The organism is Psychrobacillus psychrodurans, from assembly GCF_050209195.1.
In the GTDB taxonomy this organism is placed as follows: domain Bacteria; phylum Bacillota; class Bacilli; order Bacillales_A; family Planococcaceae; genus Psychrobacillus; species Psychrobacillus psychrodurans.
Map to the genome: position 1 here is coordinate 938629 of NZ_CP189791.1, position 20408 is coordinate 959036.

The 20408-nt window shown below is 35.8% G+C and carries 16 protein-coding genes; 13 read left to right on the forward strand and 3 right to left on the reverse strand.

The features are described from left to right. Nucleotides 1–39: 39 nt before the first annotated feature. The 9 genes from essC to ACQCPR_RS04450 all read left to right on the forward strand — a co-directional run bounded on the left by essC (nucleotide 40) and on the right by ACQCPR_RS04450 (nucleotide 13062). Entirely contained in the window at nucleotides 40–4518 is a 4479-nt protein-coding gene (essC, locus tag ACQCPR_RS04410; protein ID WP_427138308.1) for a type VII secretion protein EssC, read from the forward strand. After that, nucleotides 4515–7364, forward strand: a complete 2850-nt coding sequence (esaA, locus tag ACQCPR_RS04415) for a type VII secretion protein EsaA (protein WP_427138309.1) — start codon at nucleotides 4515–4517, stop codon at nucleotides 7362–7364. Before essC ends, esaA begins: the two co-directional genes overlap by 4 nt. Then, nucleotides 7354–7863, forward strand: coding sequence for a type VII secretion EssA family protein (locus ACQCPR_RS04420; RefSeq protein WP_090565253.1), 510 nt, complete (start codon nucleotides 7354–7356; stop codon nucleotides 7861–7863). Before esaA ends, ACQCPR_RS04420 begins: the two co-directional genes overlap by 11 nt. Nucleotides 7864–7882: 19 nt before the next feature. Then, nucleotides 7883–8242 (forward strand): YwqH-like family protein, encoded by a 360-nt coding sequence (locus tag ACQCPR_RS04425; protein WP_090565251.1) that lies wholly within the window; start codon nucleotides 7883–7885, stop codon nucleotides 8240–8242. Nucleotides 8243–8263: 21 nt separating this feature from the next. Beyond that, nucleotides 8264–8566 (forward strand): YwqI/YxiC family protein, encoded by a 303-nt coding sequence (locus ACQCPR_RS04430; RefSeq protein WP_090565249.1) that lies wholly within the window; start codon nucleotides 8264–8266, stop codon nucleotides 8564–8566. Continuing rightward, nucleotides 8563–10011, forward strand: coding sequence for a ribonuclease YeeF family protein (locus ACQCPR_RS04435; RefSeq protein WP_427138310.1), 1449 nt, complete (start codon nucleotides 8563–8565; stop codon nucleotides 10009–10011). Before ACQCPR_RS04430 ends, ACQCPR_RS04435 begins: the two co-directional genes overlap by 4 nt. Before the next feature lie 45 nt (nucleotides 10012–10056). Next, nucleotides 10057–10740 (forward strand): hypothetical protein, encoded by a 684-nt coding sequence (locus tag ACQCPR_RS04440; RefSeq protein ID WP_340879188.1) that lies wholly within the window; start codon nucleotides 10057–10059, stop codon nucleotides 10738–10740. A gap of 796 nt (nucleotides 10741–11536) precedes the next feature. Continuing rightward, a complete protein-coding gene (locus tag ACQCPR_RS04445; protein WP_427138311.1) occupies nucleotides 11537–12271 on the forward strand; it encodes a hypothetical protein in 735 nt (244 codons plus the stop codon). Beyond that, nucleotides 12268–13062, forward strand: coding sequence for a hypothetical protein (locus ACQCPR_RS04450; RefSeq protein WP_427138312.1), 795 nt, complete (start codon nucleotides 12268–12270; stop codon nucleotides 13060–13062). The genes ACQCPR_RS04445 and ACQCPR_RS04450 overlap by 4 nt, the downstream gene beginning before the upstream one ends. A gap of 78 nt (nucleotides 13063–13140) precedes the next feature. Here the strand turns inward: ACQCPR_RS04450 and ACQCPR_RS04455 are convergent, their stop codons facing one another. Further along, nucleotides 13141–13341 carry a hypothetical protein gene (locus ACQCPR_RS04455; RefSeq protein ID WP_090565238.1) on the reverse strand — a complete coding sequence of 67 codons (201 nt, stop codon included), beginning with the start codon at nucleotides 13339–13341 and terminating at the stop codon, nucleotides 13141–13143. A 202-nt stretch (nucleotides 13342–13543) separates the two neighbouring features. Here ACQCPR_RS04455 and ACQCPR_RS04460 point away from each other — a divergent pair, with 202 nt between their 5' ends. The 4 genes from ACQCPR_RS04460 (at nucleotide 13544) to gdhA (ending at nucleotide 18949) form a co-directional block, all read left to right on the forward strand. Then, entirely contained in the window at nucleotides 13544–13981 is a 438-nt protein-coding gene (locus ACQCPR_RS04460; protein ID WP_427138313.1) for a HEAT repeat domain-containing protein, read from the forward strand. A gap of 278 nt (nucleotides 13982–14259) precedes the next feature. After that, the gene (locus ACQCPR_RS04465; protein ID WP_427138314.1) at nucleotides 14260–15855 is read left to right on the forward strand and encodes a M20/M25/M40 family metallo-hydrolase; all 1596 of its coding nucleotides are present in this window, start codon (nucleotides 14260–14262) and stop codon (nucleotides 15853–15855) included. Between the two features lie 518 nt (nucleotides 15856–16373). Next, nucleotides 16374–17345 carry an LCP family protein gene (locus tag ACQCPR_RS04470; protein ID WP_427138315.1) on the forward strand — a complete coding sequence of 324 codons (972 nt, stop codon included), beginning with the start codon at nucleotides 16374–16376 and terminating at the stop codon, nucleotides 17343–17345. Nucleotides 17346–17566: 221 nt separating this feature from the next. Continuing rightward, nucleotides 17567–18949: an NADP-specific glutamate dehydrogenase gene (gene gdhA / locus ACQCPR_RS04475; protein ID WP_269920577.1), complete on the forward strand. Its 1383-nt coding sequence runs from the start codon at nucleotides 17567–17569 to the stop codon at nucleotides 18947–18949. Between the two features lie 62 nt (nucleotides 18950–19011). On the opposite strand, the gene ACQCPR_RS04480 is transcribed toward gdhA, so the two are convergent. Together ACQCPR_RS04480 and ACQCPR_RS04485 are read right to left on the reverse strand one after the other, a co-directional pair. Next, nucleotides 19012–19875 (reverse strand): IS3 family transposase, encoded by an 864-nt coding sequence (locus ACQCPR_RS04480; RefSeq protein WP_427137165.1) that lies wholly within the window; start codon nucleotides 19873–19875, stop codon nucleotides 19012–19014. Continuing rightward, complete coding sequence (locus tag ACQCPR_RS04485) at nucleotides 19839–20402, reverse strand: transposase (RefSeq protein WP_427137164.1); 564 nt, start codon at nucleotides 20400–20402, stop codon at nucleotides 19839–19841. The genes ACQCPR_RS04480 and ACQCPR_RS04485 overlap by 37 nt, the downstream gene beginning before the upstream one ends. Between the last annotated feature and the right edge of the window lie 6 nt (nucleotides 20403–20408).

Sequence of the window (20408 nt, forward strand, 5' to 3'; positions counted from 1 at the left end):
AGATGAATTATAAAAATGGTTCGAAAGAAGGTGTACCTATTGCAACAACTATGGTTGTTTTACGCCGAAAATTATCAGCGAATAACTGTACCTGAAAATGATTTTACATCTTTCACAATTGGTCCAGCAATTGAACATGATATTACGATTCAGACATTTCCCTTTGTCAATGGTCCTATTACATTAACAAGGGATGATGCTGGACTAGCAGTTTATAGTGGAGATAAACCTTTCGGAAGGCTTACTGATGATGAGGGCCTTACGATTGAACAAAAACAAAAAATGCTCCATTTGTATATTTCCTCCACTCCGCTAACTTCGGAAACATACTATATAGACTTTGATAATGAGGTTTCCTTTGATACCCAATTAGAAATTGCGACATTTCAAAGACTTAAAACAAGTTTTCCAAAAGTTGAGTCCGGGCATTTTTCGTTAAACAAAATAAAGGATGGATGGATTATAAAGAAAGACTTTGGCTGTCCTTTATATGTAAATGGCAAGATAGTAGAATCTAATACAATTCTAGCTGATGGAGATGTGCTTCAGTGGGCTTTTATGGAAATGAAATTACTCCAAAAAGACCTGCTCGAGGTGACTGCTGCTGTTCCTTTTGCAACGAAACTTTCTATTATAGATGTTCCTGAATCTGAAATTCTGCATATGTATCCTGATTATCGTCGTACACCTAGAATGATTTATGATCTTCCAGATGACAAAATTTCATTAACATTTCCGACTCAAGAAACAGATGATTCTGGAAGAGGATTATGGCTCATTATCGCACCACCACTGGTGATGCTTGTAGTGATGGCACTAGTAGCAATTTTTATCCCTAGGGGAATTTTCGTTATTATTTCTATTACTATGTTTTTAACAGTACTAGTTACCTCTACTGTTCAATATTTCCGTGACAAAAAGAAGCATAAGCGGAATGCGGAAAAACGCCTTCGAGTCTATAAAGCGTATTTAGAGAACATGAGAGAAGAACTTTATGAGCTTTCCGAGAAACAAAAGAAAGTGTTGGACTATCATTTCCCGAGTTTTGAAGAGATGAAACAAATGACCAGTGATTTATCTAGTAGAATCTGGGAGAGAACTTTAGATAGTCATGACTTTTTAGAATTTAGATTAGGAACAGGAAACGTGAAATCTAGCTATGAAATTAAACTTTCTTCAGGTGATTTAGCGAATAGAGAAATAGATAATTTGCTCAAACAAGCTCAGCGAATGGAAAAGGTCTATAAAGAAATTCCTGCTGCACCAATAACAACTAAATTATCCGAAGGTATCTTAGGGTTAACTGGAAAAGAATCAGTGATTAAGCGAGAACTTCAGCAAATAATTGGTCAAATGGCATTTTCTCAAAGCTATCATGATACAAGATTTATTTATATTTTCAATCATGATGAGTATGCTGAAATTGAGTGGATGAAATGGTTACCACATTTTAAACTTCCGAATATGCATGCAAGAGGGTTGATACATAACGAGGAAACTAGGGATCAATTATTGTCTTCGTTATATGAAATAATTCGTGAGCGAGATACAGATGATCAGAAGGGCAAAACAATATTTGCGCCACATTTAGTTTTCTTCGTTTCCAATTATTCATTGCTTGCTGAGCATGTCATCTTGGAATACTTAGAAAGCAAAAATACAAAAGACCTTGGAATATCCGTTATTTTCGCGGAATCGGCACAGGAAAGAATGACCGAAAACGTTCACACTCTTATTCGATACGTCAACGAACACGAGGGAGATATTCTCATTGAGGCTGGCAAGGCTGTAGATATCCCATTCAACTTAGATGAATTTGATCCTGCTACGAACGAGAGATTTACACGAATGCTTCGAACATTGAATCATCAAATAGGAATAAAAAATTCTATTCCAAACTCGGTTAGTTTTCTAGAGATGTTCGGTGTTAAAGAAATTGAGCACGTCCCAATAGTACAAAATTGGACAATGAACGAGTCAGCAAAATCACTTGCTGTGCCAATAGGTTTTAAAGGGAAAAATGAGCTTGTGGCATTGAACTTACATGAAAAGGCACATGGGCCCCACGGTTTGTTAGCTGGTACAACGGGTTCGGGGAAAAGTGAATTTCTACAGACGTATATATTATCACTTGCAGTTCATTATCATCCACATGAAGTAGCCTTTCTATTAATCGACTACAAAGGTGGAGGAATGGCACAGCCGTTCAAGCATATTCCGCATTTGTTGGGAACGATTACGAATATTGAAGGCAGTAAAAACTTTAGTATGCGTGCACTTGCCTCTATAAATAGTGAACTAAAACGAAGACAGCGTTTGTTTGATCAATACGTCGTTACTCATATCGATGATTATACGACACTTTATAAAGAAGGAAAGGCGATGGAACCACTTCCTCATTTATTTCTCATTTCCGATGAATTTGCCGAGTTGAAACGTGAGGAACCTGAATTTATACGAGAACTTGTAAGTACAGCTCGCATCGGTCGGAGTTTAGGAGTACATCTTATTTTAGCTACCCAAAAGCCAGGGGGAGTTATAGACGAACAGATTTGGAGTAACGCGAGATTCCGAGTTGCATTGAAGGTACAGGATGCATCGGATAGTAAGGAAATTTTGAAGAATGGGGATGCCGCTTCTATTACTGTAACTGGCCGTGGTTATTTACAAGTTGGAAACAATGAAGTGTATGAACTATTCCAGTCAGCGTGGAGCGGGGCCCCTTATAAGGAAGAGGTGTTAGAGGGAGAAGAGGATGTAGCAATTGTTACTGATCTTGGATTGTATCCACTTTCTGGGATAGCTACAAGTGTGAAGAAGAATTCAAGTGGAATGACGGAGATGGAGGCAGTGACAGGGAAAATTGCGGAAATAACTGCTGAAATGAATATTCAAAAAGTAGCAAGTCCTTGGTTAGAGCCGTTAGCCTTACGACTTGAAAAGCAACTAGATATTCCTACTAGTCAATCTGGATTCCCAATTGGAATGATCGATGAACCAGATAAGCAAAGCCAGTCACCGGTAGCATATAACTGGACAAAGGATGGAAATCTTGGAGTATTCGGTTCCTCGGGCTATGGTAAGTCATATACATTACTTTCAACAATATTGGGGCTAGCAGAAAACCTATCTCCGGAAGAAGTAAACTTTTACTTGCTCGATTATGGAAATGGATCACTATTACCACTTAGACAGCTCCCTCATACAGCAGATTATTTTACAATCGATGAAGAGCTGAAAAGAGATAAGCTAGTCAAGCTTATAAAAGAAGAGATTGCTAAGCGAAAAATTGCCTTCCAGAAATCAGAAGTAAGTAACATCCAAATGTACAATAAGTTATCAACGCAGGCGTTACCTCTTCTGTATATAGCAGTTGATAATTATGATATTGTCCGTGAAGAAATGGAAGAGCTAGAAGCACAACTGATTCAATTTGGTCGGGATGGTCAATCACTCGGAATTTATTTGTTCGTGGCAGCGACAAGAGTTCAATCGGTTCGACAGTCCTTAATGAATAACTTAAAAACGAAGATCGTTCATTATTTAATGGATACGACAGAGTCATTTACAGTAGTTGGCAGAGTACCATTCGATTTAGAGCCATTCCCGGGTAGAGCAATTTTGAAAAAAGAGGATACCCATTTTGCGCAAATTTATTTACCAGCGAGTGGATCAGATGACTATGAAGTATTAGAGTCCATCAAAGCAAAAGTTAAAAGTTTACGAAATAAGCACCAGGAAGATAGTTATCCGAAACCTATTCCGATGCTCCCACTAGAGCTTACATCTACAAACTTCTCCTTCTACTTTGATGGTAAGAAAAAGGATGGAATCGTTCCAATTGGATTGGATGAAAATACTGTTCTACCAATCTCCATTGACTTTAAGAAAAATCGTCATTGTTTACTTGTTGGACAGGTTCAAAGAGGGAAGACTAATACGATAACTTGGATGCTTCACACACTGTTAGAACAAAAAACAGGATTCATTACTATATTTGATTCGTTTGATAGAGGATTATCAAAATTTGCTGATTATGATGCAATTGACTATCTGGAAACGAAAGAGAATCTGGCAGAATGGATTACACGAACAGAGCAATATTATTCGGAAATCGAACAGGCTTACCTCGAAAATATTCAACAAGGAGATCCTATAGAAATTACGCTTTCTTACTTCATCATCGATGGATATACGAGATTCTTACAAGTAGCTGATATTACCCTTCAGGACAGATTAGCGAAACTGATGAAGCGTTACGCTCACTTAGGCTTCAATGTCATTATGTCTGGTAATAATGCAGAAATCACTAAAGGTTATGATGCCTTCACGAATGAGTTGAAGCTTGTAAGACAGGCGCTCGTGTACATGAAAAAGTCGGAGCAAACTTTGTTTACAGTAGCGTATGAGCGCAAAGAAGCGGAACTTCCGCTTGGATTTGCACATTATATTTTGAATGGGAACGATACAAAAGTAAAGATTCCTTTAAGTGAGTTGGAGAGGACGATAGTACAATGAAATCAAGTATAAATACCAGACTATTAAAATACGGTGCTGGAATTCTAGTAATATTAGCTGTTCCCATTATTTTTTTCCAGCTAATGGGTGTTAATATTCTCGATTTGAATAACTCAAATAAACGTACCATAGCTATTGTAAATGAAGATATGGGTTTAACGAAGGATGCAGAAACAGTTCAAATGGGTGTAGAAGTAGTATCCATTTTAGCGGAGGACTCGGATTATGAATGGGAAGTAATGGGGCGGGGGGCAGCAGAAAACGGTTTAAAATCAAACCAGTACGATGCAATTGTTTATATTCCCTCCAATTTCTCGGGAAATATTATGTCGTATGATGAACAAAATCCCCAAAAAGCGGAGTTTGCATACCAAGTGCAGCGTCAGAAAACAGGGTTACGTAAGGAACATGTTTTGCATGAAATAGAAGTAGCAACAGACCGTGTAAATGATAAAATTTCAACTTTGTACTGGAGCTATATAGCACAAGAAATGAATCATATTAAAAAAGAGTTTACAAGTATTTTAGGAAAAGAAACAGAATTTCTTAGTGCTATGTCAGCATACTATAAGCCAGAATCAGAAACACTGGCTGAACAAATGCTAAGACAAAAGGATCAAATGGAATCATTGCAAACAACTCTCGGGTCTGCAAATAATGCACATACTAGTCGTATTGAAAATGCCGATTCGTTTGGATTACAAATGAACAATTTCATAACCTATGTACAGCAATATAAGGAGTTTCAGAATACCCAAAGACAAATACTACAGCAAGTGCAAGATGATAGTTTGGCTAAAATCCACGCAGCAGCAGCAACACAAGCAGAGCAATTCAATCAGTCTGTACAACTGCTAGAGGATAGTAATAACCAATTAAATGAAGAAATTCAAAAAGTGAATGGCATTATTGATACCAATAAAGAAAAATTTAATGCATTATCGGAGCTTCGAAAAAATGAAGTAGATCGTCAAGTTACGGACTTGCTAGTAGTGCAAGGTAGTGCGATCGATCGTTATAATAACACCATTTTATCTAATCTAGAAAAAGGTATTGAAGCAGGGAAAAGTGGTAATGCAGTTCTTGCAGCAGCTTCCATAGGTACAGAGCCAAATCAGTTTGTTTCTATTAAAGAACAGCTAGAACAAAAAGCAGTGGAGAAAGCTTCTACTAATTTACTTGGCCTTGAACAAGAACGTGCGAAGGTAGATAGTATTTTATCTGGACTGACATCTTTAAAATCAAAAGTAGCAGAAACGGATCCAACTTCCACTTTTATAAGTGAAATTGATAAGCTTCAAGCAGAATTGGGTTCAATTCCAGCACTACTGGCTGAAAGAGAAGCAACATGGGCTAGTGCAAAACAAACAGGAACTACAGATTATTCACATGCCTCTACGGAATATGCGAATTTATTAGAAAACTATGGCTCTATTTACAGAGAGTATGAATCAGTTCAACAAATTATCAATTCATACCCAACGGATACGGTTCGTATAGGTATGGAAATAAAACAAAAAGAAGAGGCACTTTTAGCTAATTCAAGTTTGGCGGACGAACAACGTGCTAGACTGCAGGAGCTATTCGCAAAAGGTGCAGCAAAAACAGATACAAGTTCTTTGTTATCCTACTACGCTACTTTAGAACAATTTGAATTTACCCTCAATGAGGGAGGAGATAGTGCTAATAAGGATGCTATGTTGAAGGATGAAATTTTAACAACATTGCTGAAAAATGTTGTGGATATTAACGAATTGGAGCTAGAGGGTTGGACTTCTGTTGGGGAAAGTATTCCTCAAACCGAACTAGGAATGTCCGACTTAAGTACAACGTTTGCTGCGATTATGTCGGGATATAAAGAAACTGCAGAACAACAACATGCATCGTTGATTAATGAATTAAATTCTATTGACAAGCAAGCAAATGTTTTACTTGCGCAAATTCAAAATCCAGCAAATATGATTCCTTCAGGTGAGCCAGTGGCGACTACTTCTGAAGGGGAAGTAATGGCTGGTCAACAAAATGTGACGAACCAATTAGTAACGTTAAGTGGAATGATTCAGTCCTTATCACAAAAACAAAGCAGTTTAGTAGATTATGCAAACGACTTAACTGTTAAAGCAGACAATATAAAAGATACCTCGAATGAATTTAGTGGGAAATGGGATACGAATGTGGCTGTCATGTCTGAATTTGATAATGATATTCAAGAATTTCTTGCCAATACATATGTAGATGGTCAGGAAAACGGATATGCATTTAATCATTTTGTGAACCCGCTAGATGTAAAAGGAGAAGCAGTCGTTTCTGATGAAATGGAGAAAGTTCCACCTGTTATTTTGTTTATCATTCTATTAATCAGTAGTTTGTTAATCGGATATTTCTCTTATCAGATGAAAGAAGGTTCAATTGGGCTTCAACTTACTATGACAGCTTTATTGTCCATAATTGTTGGTCTAATTATTAGTTTCTACAGTATCTATATGTACATTTTAAATGACCATCGTGCACTAGAATGGACAATCTTTACTATTTTATTACTGCTAGCAGGCGCAGCAATAATTCGTGTAGCATTAGAATTCGGACAATCAGTTGGTTGGCTTGCTAGTGTGGCATTGATGTGCTTATACATTATTCCACTATTAATACTGGCTGTACCTGATATTAATATTCCAGATGTTTTGTCTACCGTTTATATGTCTATCAAATATGAACCTGAAACCAGCTTTATATGGGGTGCAGTAATAACAGCGGTAATCGCAATAGCGATGCTAACGACCACATATTTTATGAATAAAAATAATAGATTAAAAGCATCTGTGGCAGATGAAGCGTATGAAAGTTAAATTACGTCTTTTGTTTCCAATATTATATTTAATGCTCGTTGGAAATGCTTTTATCGTCCTTGCGGAAGAACCAAAAAAAGCAGAAGACTTGGATCCTATGATTTATGAAAAACTAGAATTTAAGAAAAACACCGATTATCTGCATGATAAGAAGAAAACTGAAATGAAAAATACAATTCCTAAAAAACAAGTGGATATATATTTTGATGGAAGAAATAAACTCCCTAACAGAGGAGATACTTCTTACTTGTTTTTAACGGCTGAACGTGGGGAAAAAAGTACCGTAACGGCAAAGTCCTCAGAGTTAAAGCTGTTTTCTGCTAAAGATACAAAACAAGCAGAGTTATCGGTTTCCCCAATGGGAGAGAAGAAATCCTCTAGCGGAAAGATAAGGACCTTTATATTTTTAGGATTAGTAGGGATTGGTATTATTGCAATATTTGTTATCCTTTTACCCAAATTAGTTAATACCTCTGAATCTACTAAATCAGCCAAATGAAAAAAGGGAGGAAATGTATATGCTTGGATATTATATTGCTTTATTAGCTAAAAAGAAGGAAGATCTGCAAAGATTAACTGCATGTCAATCTTCTTTGCAAGGGAAGCAATCAGAATTTAATACGAATGAACCGAAGTGTTTAGAGCCTGAGCTCACTGCTACTACTTGGCAGGGGACTCATGCAGATAAGTTTGACGATATTCGTGAATCGGGTATTCATACTAGCTATGTAGATATATCAGGAAGTCAATTTTCTAATGTGTTTAGTGCTATATCTGCGAAAATAAGTGAATTGATTGCTGAAATTGCATCTATTGAACAAATAATAGCAAATCTTAGAGCGGAGCAAGCACGTCAAAATCAAGCTAAAGCAAACTAACTTGCAAGGAGGAAAAGCATTATGTCTACGGAAGTTAAAATCGTATATGCAGATGTGGAAAATCAAATTGGAGAAATGACTAGTGCAGTCGATTTGCTGAATCCAAAAGCAGAGCCACCTATTACGGGTAATACTCTAGATGTCGTTACAAAGTTCAACGAATTATCCATAAAATTGGACCAATTACTTGTAAAATATCAAACATTATCAACCCAAAATATACAAACTACCTCCGCTTCAATTGACTTTATGGAAGAGTCTGATCAAAAAATATCAGCGGCTATGCAGTGTACCATCAATGGAACAAGTGTGGCAGCCCAATGAAAATATTAGACGTACATCCGTTTCACGATGGTATAGGGCGTAATATTAATATGCTCTCTCGACTTGAAGGAGAAATGAATGCAATCCAAACCGCTGTGCAAGGCTTAGTAGCTATGGAGGAAACGCTTAAAGGGGAGGGGGGAGATGCAATAAGATCGTTCTATAATGATTGCCATTTACCTTTTCTACATTTCTTTTTGACGTTTAATTCTCTATTTAATACAACCCTTACTACTATGAATTCCGCACTCGATGCATTAGAGCCAGATGCCAATGGCTTTATTCGCCAGGCGTATTTGGAAGGAGAAGTAGAAGAGGGTTTAACAGAAATTTCTCAAGTAACAACTAGTTTGACAGATGAATCCAATAGCATTATGGATTCTGTTTCTGATATCGTTGCTCTGCCCCATTTAGATGACAGTGGTGTACAGGAGGGCGTAACTAGTGCAAGAACATCTAGGGATAATACGGTTACCGATCTAAATGAATTCGATTTGACTCAAACGAATGCGCTACTTTTAATAGAGGCAGCCATGTTAAATATGGAAGCATGGCTAACAGATATTGAATATTTAATGGAAGAAGGATTAACGGATGTTAACTTCCCGGCAGATAGTTGGAATTCTGTACAGGATGCAACACCGATTGGTCAATTCTATTTGCAGCACCAAATAGATATGCTAGCTTCAGATCCCCGAGTAGAACAGAATAATGTGGAAGTATCAGCACCTGCCTATACAGAAAAGAATTTATGGGAAGGGATTATGACCACTGTTGGTGTTAATATTAACGATTGGCAAGAGAAACCTATTAATGCAGCAGCTACTTTACTAGGATCTGCATCATCTGGGCACGTAGCGTATAAGGAAATAAGATTGGCTTCTCAAGGTTTTGGTATAACCCTCAAAAGTAAAATGAGAAAAGGAGTCCCCACGCCAGTTGTTAAGATAACTCGTCCAGATTTAATTGGTGTAAAGAAAAAAACATATACTGGCGCAAATGCAACTAATTATGAAAAAGTTTGGAAAAGAGTTGACGGAGCGACCAATGTAAAATCGACATTCCGATGGTCTTCTAATAAGTTAGGATATGTCGGTATATTTGCAACAGCTGGTGGTGATATTTATCATGGTATTGAAAATAATGAGTCAGCTAGTCAAATAGCTGGTAACGTAACAGGAGATGTTGCAATAGCTGGAGCTTCTATGGCTGCATCAGCTTGGGCAGGAGCACAAGCTGGAGCAATGGTAGGTGCAGCTGGCGGACCGATAGGGGTTGTTGCTGGAGCTGTGGCGGGTTTATTTTTCGGTGCAGTGGTGACTACTATTTTGAATGAGGCTAAAATTATGGATGTAAATGGTGATGGGAATTCTGATTCAATTGGAGATGCTATCAAAATAGGAACAAAAGGAATGATCGACGGGATTGCTTCCTGGTTTGATTGATAGGAGGAGAGAGAAATAATACAGCAAAACATAGATGCGGTAACATTGTCTTATTTAAAGTTTCAAACACCTGAGGTAAATAAAAAGAATATTATTGTATTTTTCACCATGTTTTTATATTTCACTGGAATAATGCCGATAATTGGTGAACCTTTTTCCTCTACATTTCTTGTTGCTGCCATTATTCCGATTGTTCTAATCTCCATTTGGGCAATCGTTTATTTAATTGATCCCTATAAAAATGAGAAATCCTATTATTTATTTTTCGGTATTTATGGAGTAGTTAATACCTATGTTTTTTTCTTAGTCGTTGTAAAATTACTTTATGTGAATATGGGTGTAGAGGGAATCAAACCTTTTATTATATGGCTTTTGTTATTTATAGCATTGATAGTAGGTGTGAACATATTAAATATTAAAGCTCTTTACTCTGGTAAGTATGATAAGTTGCAGAAAAAAAAGAGTATTAATGTGTCTTGGACAATGGTTGGGGCATTAGGTTATATAGTTGGTCAGTTTATATTGTCGTTCATTTATAGTGACGACGCAGTGAGTACCCTTCTGATTGTACTTATTTCTTCACTTGCTCTATTGACTTCTTATTTTTCTGTTTATATTCATCGCTATTATTTTATTAATAAGAATATGGAATTGGTAAAACAGGTGTATCCAGACTTTGGATTGCCAGAGATGGAGAGAAATACAAAAAGGAAGAAAAAGAAGAAATAATTCATATATTATCTGAAGTTAGTTAGGAGAGAATTCTAATAGAAAAAGATGGAATGTCTAATACTTTTTCATCGTATCATCGTATTTAAAATTTAACTCACCAAAATTTAATAAACAAAGTGTATTAGGGAATTTTCTTGTAATTTTTATTTAATTGAGATTCTACCCCCTTTTAGGGGAACCATTAATAAGATATTTTTCTTTTCCGCTATTATTCCAACAGTATTAATAACATTTTGGGGAATTATTTATATAATAGCACCTTATAAATACGAAAAATCCTATTATTTATTTCTAGGGGTATATGGTGTCGTCAATACTTACGTCTATTTCGTTAGTATACAAAAATTATTTTATATAAATCATAGATAGCTTGAGTCCATTTTTATTTAATGTAATATTGTTCATCTTATTAATTGGTGGTATGAATTGGATGAATTGGAAAGCTATTTATAATGAGACATATTATAAGTTACAACAATAGAGTTCCATTCCAGAAGGTTGGGCATCAATAGCAGGACTTCCTATATATTAGGGCAAATAATATTATCTGTTGTCTATACAGACTCGGGAATAAGTATATTAATCATTGTTTGTCTGTCCATTTTATCTTTATTTACCGCATTTTTTTCAATTAATATTCACCGATATTTTTTCATAAAAAAATATGGAAATAGTAAAGAGAATGTTTCCAGAGTTTGGGTTACCAATGGTTGAGAGACGAGGAACGAGAAAGAAAAAGAAGAATATGAATAAGAATATAAAAAAATAATCTTTCCTGAGACGGGAGATTAATATGAATAATACTAAATTAGACCACATTAAATTATCGTATTTAAATCTAGAATCACCCCAGGAAAACAGAAGTGGTATAGTCGGGTATTTCCTAATACTGTTATATGTGGTTGGAATAATACCACTATTAGGAGTGCCGTTCTCTTTGCCTTTTTTCCTTGCTGCAATTATACCAATCATAATTATTCAGTTATGGGCAATTGTTTATTTGATTGATCCATATAAATACGAAAAATCGTATTATTTATTCTTTGGTATATACGGAGTAGTGAATACTTACGTGTTTTTTTTAGTAATTTTAAAATTAATATATGTAAATATGGAATGGAAAGGAAGTACTCCTTTTGTTATTAATTTAGTTTTGTTTGTCCTCTTATTGGGGGTGATCAATTGGTTAAACTGGAAAGCACTATACAGTGGAACATATTATAAATTACAACAAAAAAGAACTATGCCTATAGCCTGGACAGCTATTGGTGGTAGTTCTTACATTATCGGTCAATTTATTTTATCCTTTATCTACTCAGAGTCAGCTGTAAATATTTTGTTAATAGTTGGGATATCAATTTTATCTCTTTGTACTGCTTTTTTTACGATTAACATTCATAGATATTTCTTTATTAATAAAAATATAGATATTGTGAAACAACGATTCCCTGAATTTGGATTGCCAAAAAGCGACAGATACACGGAGCAGAAAAAGAACAAGAAAAAAAGAAAGAAGGGAAAAGAATGATTCCAACATTTACAGTACAGGATATTTTTGTAATGATGCAAACGTTAAATACGAGAACTTTAATAGGCTTTTCTAATCCCTTCGAACACCTAACAAAATACGAAATAGAAAGGGTATGGGAGAAGACCTATAAAAAACTTCATAAGCTTAATCTTATTGATTTAGTCGATAAGGAAATTAAATTAGAAGAAAACTTCGGTAATGCTTTATGGATCATGTCGCGTACTAATATGGTTGTAGAGATTATGAAAGATGGAAATCAGAAAAGTTATTTTTACTTTAGCAAAGACCATGTAGTGGAATGTAAAGAAAACGAAGAAAGTGAATATACGTTATACGTTCATGGTGCGCCTGATCATGTTTGGAATAATGTCATTTACCCTCGAATGCTAGTAGGTGTAGAAAAGCACTCTGTCACTGTAAGTGAAACTATTTTTGTTTCTCCTGCTGCATACAATGCTTGGGTGAAAGCCGGATCAGTGACAGATGTGCAGAGCTTGGATTCTATCAATTTAGGGGAAGACTGGAAACGTATCAGTAGTCAATTGGATGCGGCGCTAAAAAGTATGATACATAATAATCGACTAATGGTATTTTTCAAAGAGGATGCCGGTTGGGTTATCGAAGGTATGCATGTTTTAACATCTCCTAATAATAATTGGACATTCAAGATGATTCAACAGGACAATAAGGAATTATTAGAAGGAAGACAAAGTACAAATTTGGACATTGTTTCAGAGATTTTAGAAGTTTTAGTAAGGATGCAAGCTAAGAAAGCAACGATTAAATAAATGAAAGTAGAACATCAAGCACATTTCAAATAATCGAAATGTGCTTGATGTCTGTTAGATTGTAATTCTTATGTATTTTCAATGAAGTATTTTGACATTTAAACTTTCCAATTGCGCTAGGTTGATCGTATAATTGTTTTCGGTATCTACAAATAGCCCACCATTCACTTTATTCCTTTCAGCTGTACGGATATCTGTATTCGTTTCGAATATCAGATTATGACCACCTTTAAACTTCAGGTAAAATTTATACTTTTTTAATTCACCAGCATTACGCAATATTCTCCCTCCTTTAACGGAGTATATCATTCGCCTTGATAAAGGTTAATAGATAGAAAATAGTTTTATTGGGTATATAGTTTATGAGACTTAATGAGGAAGACCTTCTTATAGAAATAAATTAGGTGATACTACTTAAGTAGTATATAATGAAGGGATGCTGAAAATACTGAATTAGAGAATATAAAGGAGTTTGAATCATATGAGTAAAAAAACTATTAAAACTGAGTTACCAGAGAATTATGAGGAACTGAAGAAAGCTGCCAATCGTACTGCAAGCTGGAAGGCACGCTATGACGCAGTAGTTGAATTAGGTATGTACAATCATAATCAGGTGAAAGACATTTTAAGAACACGCCTTGCAAATGATCCAGTTTACAAAGTACAAGAAGCTGCTTTCCAAAGTCTTTTAGATTTTGGGGAAGAAGCACAATTACCGAAACGTAAAAAGTTCGAATTAGTAAAAGGAGCAAACAAAGTATTTGTTCGTGTTAAGAAGAGTTTACCTAAGGATCATACCTTTGAAGAATATTTAACAAAATTAAAAAGAATGCGTATCGATGTATATGATACGTATGAAGGTGACAAAGGCGAAGAATTTAAAAATTGGTTAGAAAAAGAATGGTCTAACTTAAAATAACATACATTTTAAATACTAAAAAAGAGCAATTGTCATCATAGGCAATTGCTTTTTTTATAAAAGTAAGTATTTAATACCGATTAATTATTATTGCTGATTTATTATATATACTTCTGAAATGAAAATAGTGACGTCATAAAATTGCGATTTATTGATATAAAATTTAAGAAATAATAAGTATCAATAATAAAAAATTCGAAATAGATTGACAGTTTATAGGGTAGACCCTATATTTTAAATAGATAGTTAATATAGATGGGGATTGGAGATAAATCATCATGGGCAAATTATGGGATACACCTGAGAAACTACGGGCTTTGTTATGTGAATTGGTTAGCTGGGATAGTATTACATTAACAGAGGGAGAGCGGGCGTTTGCCCCTAAATTAGTGAAAAAGCTAGGGGAACTACGCTATTTTCAAAATCATCCAAGTCTATTACAAATGCATGATGCGGGACTTGGTAGACAAGTAGTGACTGCGTTGTACAAGCACCCAGAAGCGACTGAGACAATAGTGCTGATTAGTCATTTTGATACGGTTCAAACGGAAGAGTATGGTGTTTTGGAGCCGCTTGCATATTTTCCAGAAGAGTTAACAAAAAAGTTAATGGAGAATCCAGAAGAATTGCCTGAAGGTGCTAGAACTGATTTGGAAACTGGTAAGTATTTGTTTGGTCGTGGCACGATGGATATGAAGATGGGGCTTGCGCTACATATGCAGTTAATTGAAAAAGCGAGTGTTGAGCAGTGGCCTATTAATCTTATTTTAACTACTGTTCCAGATGAAGAAGTCAATTCTGCTGGTATGCGTGCTGCAGTTACACATTTAGTGCGAATACGTGAGGAGTTCGGATTAAGCTATAAGCTATTTTTAAATAGTGAACCTTCATTTTCTCAAAATCCAACTGATATTGCAGAGTATATTTATACAGGTACGATTGGTAAAATCATGCCAGCCGCTTTGTTTTACGGGAAGGAAACACATGTGGGAGAACCTATGAAAGGCATGACTGCCAATTATATTGCATCCTTCTTAACGCAACGGATGGAGTGGAATAATCTATTTTGTGAGACGGATCTTGGGGAGAGTACGCCTTTACCAGTTTCATTGCAGCAGAAGGATCTGAAACTGTCTTATTCTACGCAAACACCTTACCGTGCGGTTGCATTATATAATGTGTTTTTACTGAAACGTACTGCCTCGGAAGTGATGGATTTGTTCGAACAAGTTGCAGAAGATGCAATGCAAGCATTGAACGAAGAATATTCTATAATTTGTGAGCGGGAGCAGGTAACGGGGATAGGAGAAGTAAAGGTTTTGCGCTATGAAGAATTGCTCGAATATGCATATAAAAAATTAGGAAAAGAACAAGTAGAACATCTTAAAGAACTAACGCTAGCAAATGAGGAATGGGATGACCGAGAAAAATCGCTCCGTATTGTAGATGACTTGATGATCCAATGCCAGGAGTTAGCACCAGCAACAGTTATCCTATTCACACCACCTTACTACCCAGCAGTTAACACTTCCAATGATCCACTGATTAAAGAAGCAGTGGAATTGATGAAGCAATCAAGCTTATCGTTCAACAATAAGATAGATCGAATCCATTATTTCAATGGAATTTGTGATTTAAGTTATGTGAACTATGAGGATGAAGGTAAGGGCTGGACAGCATTTGAAAATAATACACCTGTATGGGGAGACACCTATAGCATTCCATTTAACGACATGGCGAAGTTAAAAGGTCCAGTTTTGAATGTTGGACCATTTGGTAAGGATGCTCACCAAAAAACTGAGCGACTCCATGTAGATAGTGCTTTTATAGAGATGCCTGTAATGTTGGAAGCATTGATTAGAAGTTTGTACTAAGTAAATCGATTGAGACTTCCTTAAAAAGGGGAGTCTTTTTTTCTTGCAGAAATCCTCTATTACTTTATTAATGTAATTAGCATTAATATTCCATCCAGTAAATCAAACGTCATTCCATGTTACCCTGTATATATTAATCCTAATTATTTGAGTCAATTTCATAATTACTTGTTTCATTTAAAAATACGAATGTTTACTTAATATCGCAATATTCTTCGTTTTTTTTTAAGCGATCCCGTTGATTGGGTGGCAGGCGGCGACTCCAGCGGGAACAGCGCTAGCTGAAAGCCCCGCAGGAGCATATGTTTTCGTAGTGACGAGGAGATTGAAGCTGTGCCCGCGGAAAGCGTCCGCCTAGAGCGGAAATCAGCGTAGTTCGGATTTAACTATACAATATTCTTTATGAAATTGATTCATTTATAAAGGAAATAATAATGTATTTCTATTATAATTTATTATATATTGTTAGTATTTAAATTAGAGTGAATAATCAAACTAACGATGAAGTGAGGAGAACAATGCCTATTTCAAGAAGGTCTAAACAAAAACAAAAGAAAAAAAGGAAAATTATTCTATTAGCACTTGTTATTTCTTCCTTTTTGCTCGTCGGAGTTATCGCTTTTGCTATTAGTCTTACTCAGGAAACAAAGAATGCAACTTCTAAAATGTATGTACCTTTAGAAAGAGAAGAAGAAGAGCAGACGAAGTTACGAATCACTCCTTTTAGCATATTAGTAGCAGGCGTGGATGACGAGAAAGAGGCGAAATATGGTCGTTCGGATATGCTATTATTAGTTACTGTTAATCCGAAAGCGGAAAAAATTTCGATGGTTAATATTCCTCGAGATACAAGATTATATATCGAAGAATTAGAAAGAGAAGACAAAGTAAACCATGCTTATTCATATGGTGGAATAAATTACACGATAAATGCGCTTGAAAACTTGTTAGAAATACCAATCGATTATTACGTTACTACGAATTTTCAAGGATTTGAAGATATCGTCGATACGCTAGGGGGAATTGAAGTGGATGTGCCGTTTACAGTAGATATCCAACTAGCAGATACACTCAAATGGAAAACCTATACGGAAGGTCCTATGCTACTAAAAGGAAATGAAGCTCTTGCATATGTTCGAATGCGTAAAAAAGATCCAGAGGGGGATAAAGGGCGTAATCTACGTCAAAAACAAGTTATTCAAGCAATACTAAACGAATCTACACGTTTTAGCAGTGTAACTAAACTTGATGATTTAATAGAAAACGTTGGGGAAAATGTTAGAACAAATATGCCAACCTCTGATTACTTGGGATTTGTAAAACTATACCAAGAAATTAAAGATTCTCCTATCGTCCCGTTAACCTTGGAGGGACAAGATGAAAGAATTTACAGTAAAATAGAAAATAAGGAATTATCGTATTTTATCCCTAACGAGGCTTCTCTGGAAGAACTTAAGCAAAATTTGAAGGCCAACCTAGGAAAGAACTAAAAAAATGATAAAGGTAGGCGAATGGGTCAATTTCATAATTACCTAATTTACTTTTTTTTCAACTATTACTGTCATAGTAATCTAATGAAATTTTAAGATTGTTTACATTATAAATAAAGACTATTTTGTATATTTATAATTTTTTGTTTATAAATATGTTGAATAGTTAAAGTATTTTGGAGATAATGAAACTAATAATTTTTTACGATAGGAGTAATTGGATGGAAATAACTACAAGAAATAATACAGAATATAAGAGCAAAGCAAATGATTATGTACATGAGGTATTCCAGTTAGTAAAAGACAGAAATCAAGGGGAAAAAGAGTTTTTACAGGCAACACGTGAAATATTTGATTCACTTCGTCCTGTATTTCTAAAGCACCCTGAATATATACATAATGGAATACTAGAGCGGATTACGGAGCCTGACCGAGTAATTACATTTCGAGTTGCATGGGAAGATGACACTGGAAAAGTTCAGGTCAATCGTGGTTTTCGAGTACAGTTTAATAATAGCTTAGGGCCTTATAAAGGAGGAATTCGTTTTCATCCGACGGTAAATAGTAGCATTATGAAATTTTTGGCCTTCGAACAGACCTTTAAAAATGCGTTGACAGGGCAGCCGATTGGCGCAGGTAAAGGTGGTTCTGATTTTAATCCGAAAGGAAAGTCAGAACGTGAAATAATGCGATTTACACAAAGCTTTATAACCGAGTTAAGTAAATATATTGGGCCTGATATGGATGTACCTGCTGGAGATATTGGAGTGGGGAAGAGAGAAATAGGTTATATGTTCGGCCAGTATAATCGTTTAAGGGGCGGCTATGAGGCTGGTGTGTTTACAGGAAAAGATCCAAATCATGGAGGAAGCTTGGGGCGTAAAGAGGCTACAGGTTACGGCACAGTCTATTTTGTTGAAGAAATGTTGAAAACAGCAAATGATAGCTTTGAAGGAAAAAAAGTAGTTGTTTCTGGATCTGGAAACGTTGCAATCTACGCAATGGAGAAGGCAATTGAACTTGGTGCATTGGTGTTGGCATGTAGTGATTCAAATGGATATATATATGATCCTAATGGTATCGATGTAGAAACTATCAAACAATTAAAAGAGTTTGATAGTAAAAGAATTAAGGAGTATACAAAGGTTCATAAAAATGCTGTATATCATGAGGGGTGCATGGACATTTGGTCAGTGGCATGTGATATTGCTTTACCTTGTGCTACACAAAATGAAATGGCAAAAGACGATGCGATTATATTAATCCAAAACGGGGTAAAGGCAATAGGGGAAGGTGCTAATATGCCTTGCACAGAAGATGCCATTCTTGCTTTCCAAGCAAGTGGCGTTTTATTTGCACCAGCTAAAGCAGCAAATGCGGGAGGAGTAGCTGTTTCAGCAATGGAGATGTCGCAAAATAGCATGCGCTTATCGTGGACGGTTGAAGAAGTAGATGAGAAATTAAAGCAAGTCATGAAGAACATATACACTAGCTGCTATAATGCTGCAGAAAGCTATGGCCATCCAGGTAATTTAGTAATAGGAGCAAATATCGCAGGATTTCTTAAAGTAGCGGACGCTATGGTAGCACATGGTATTCACTAATATAGAAAAGGAGCAATTCTCTAGTTAGAGAGGGTAGTGACCCCTTAAAGTTAGAGTTTTTATTATGCAGCTAATTGGCTGGCATGAGTTCGATATTTTACAGGACTCATGCCGGCTAATTTTTGTTTAATCCGTTCATTGTTATAGTAATTGATGTACGTTTCAATCCTTTGTTTTAACGCATCATAAGACATCAATTCTTCACCGTAATACATTTCTTGTTTGAGTAAGCCAAAGAAGTTTTCCATCGCCGCATTGTCTGCACACGTTGCTTTACGAGACATACTCTGGAATATCTTGTTTCGCTTTAAAGTCTTCACCCAAGTATTGTGTTGATAATGCCATCCTTGATCCGAATGTATCGTTGTACGGTAATTTGCGTGCGCTTTAATAATCGGTATTACCTGCTCTAAAGATGCCATCACAAAGTCAAGTGTAGGACGTTTAGACATACTAAAGCTAATGATTTCACAGTTGTACAAATCCATAATCGGACTTAAATATAGTTTTTCTTCTCCTGTACACTTGAGTTCTGTTACATCTGTCACAAGTTTTTGTAAGGCGTGTGGCGTTTTGAATCGGCGGTTTAAACGGTTTTTTGAGACTTTACCTACTTTGCCTTTATACGATCTATAACGAGATTTACGAACGAATTTCACACACTTTAAATCCATTTCCTTCATGATTCGTTGTACTTTCTTATGATTAATCACATGTCCCTGCGCTTGTAATTCCGCATGGATTCGACGATAACCATATCGTCCTTCATGCTTTTCAAATAGTGCTGAAATCAGTGTTTTCCATTCCTGATCTGAATCTTCATTGTTCATTTGATTGATGTGATAATGATAGGTCGCTTCAGGAATCTCAACGATTTTTAGTACATCTTTTAATCGGAATCCTTCTTGCTTGAGTTCGAATGCCAACGTAGCTTGTACTTTTCGAGATAGGCATCCGGGTTCTCCTGAAAAGCTTTTAACTTTTTTAGATATGCGACCTCAAGGCGAAGAAGCTCGTTTTCACGTTCTAATTCTTCTTCACGAGACATTGTACTTTCTTGTTTGGTAGGTTTGGTTTTGGGTTTTTTAGACATAGGAGGCCGTCCCTTCGCTTTTTCTTGCAGGCCTTCTATCCCTTCTTTTAAAAAAATGCGGCTCCAACTCACTATTAACGCTGGATTATTCATATTAAATTCAATTGCCGTATCTTGATAAGAAGCACCTGTTTGTCTCATAAAGTTTAATACATCGAGCTTGAATTGAACAGAATAAACCTGCTTTGTCTTTTTTCTGGATAAGCCCTCTACCCCAAATTCCTTATAAGCACGTACCCACTTATTGATTTGTGATTTATTTGGAATTTCATATTTCTTCGCTAGTAAACTAAACCCAAGAAGACCATTTTGATATTCTTGTACCACCTGCAATTTAAATTCTTCACTATATTTTGCCATAGAAAA

What these genes read in the sequence shown, in the direction of transcription:
- ACQCPR_RS04430 (WP_090565249.1), top strand. Translation starts at nt 8,264, where the DNA reads ATGTCTACGGAAGTTAAAATCGTATATGCAGATGTGGAAAATCAAATT.
- ACQCPR_RS04465 (WP_427138314.1), top strand. Translation starts at nt 14,260, where the DNA reads ATGGGCAAATTATGGGATACACCTGAGAAACTACGGGCTTTGTTATGT.
- ACQCPR_RS04470 (WP_427138315.1), top strand. Translation starts at nt 16,374, where the DNA reads ATGCCTATTTCAAGAAGGTCTAAACAAAAACAAAAGAAAAAAAGGAAA.
- esaA (WP_427138309.1), top strand. Translation starts at nt 4,515, where the DNA reads ATGAAATCAAGTATAAATACCAGACTATTAAAATACGGTGCTGGAATT.
- gdhA (WP_269920577.1), top strand. Translation starts at nt 17,567, where the DNA reads ATGGAAATAACTACAAGAAATAATACAGAATATAAGAGCAAAGCAAAT.
- ACQCPR_RS04485 (WP_427137164.1), bottom strand. Translation starts at nt 20,402, where the DNA reads ATGGCAAAATATAGTGAAGAATTTAAATTGCAGGTGGTACAAGAATAT.
- ACQCPR_RS04450 (WP_427138312.1), top strand. Translation starts at nt 12,268, where the DNA reads ATGATTCCAACATTTACAGTACAGGATATTTTTGTAATGATGCAAACG.
- ACQCPR_RS04425 (WP_090565251.1), top strand. Translation starts at nt 7,883, where the DNA reads ATGCTTGGATATTATATTGCTTTATTAGCTAAAAAGAAGGAAGATCTG.
- ACQCPR_RS04435 (WP_427138310.1), top strand. Translation starts at nt 8,563, where the DNA reads ATGAAAATATTAGACGTACATCCGTTTCACGATGGTATAGGGCGTAAT.
- ACQCPR_RS04460 (WP_427138313.1), top strand. Translation starts at nt 13,544, where the DNA reads ATGAGTAAAAAAACTATTAAAACTGAGTTACCAGAGAATTATGAGGAA.
- ACQCPR_RS04420 (WP_090565253.1), top strand. Translation starts at nt 7,354, where the DNA reads ATGAAAGTTAAATTACGTCTTTTGTTTCCAATATTATATTTAATGCTC.
- ACQCPR_RS04445 (WP_427138311.1), top strand. Translation starts at nt 11,537, where the DNA reads ATGAATAATACTAAATTAGACCACATTAAATTATCGTATTTAAATCTA.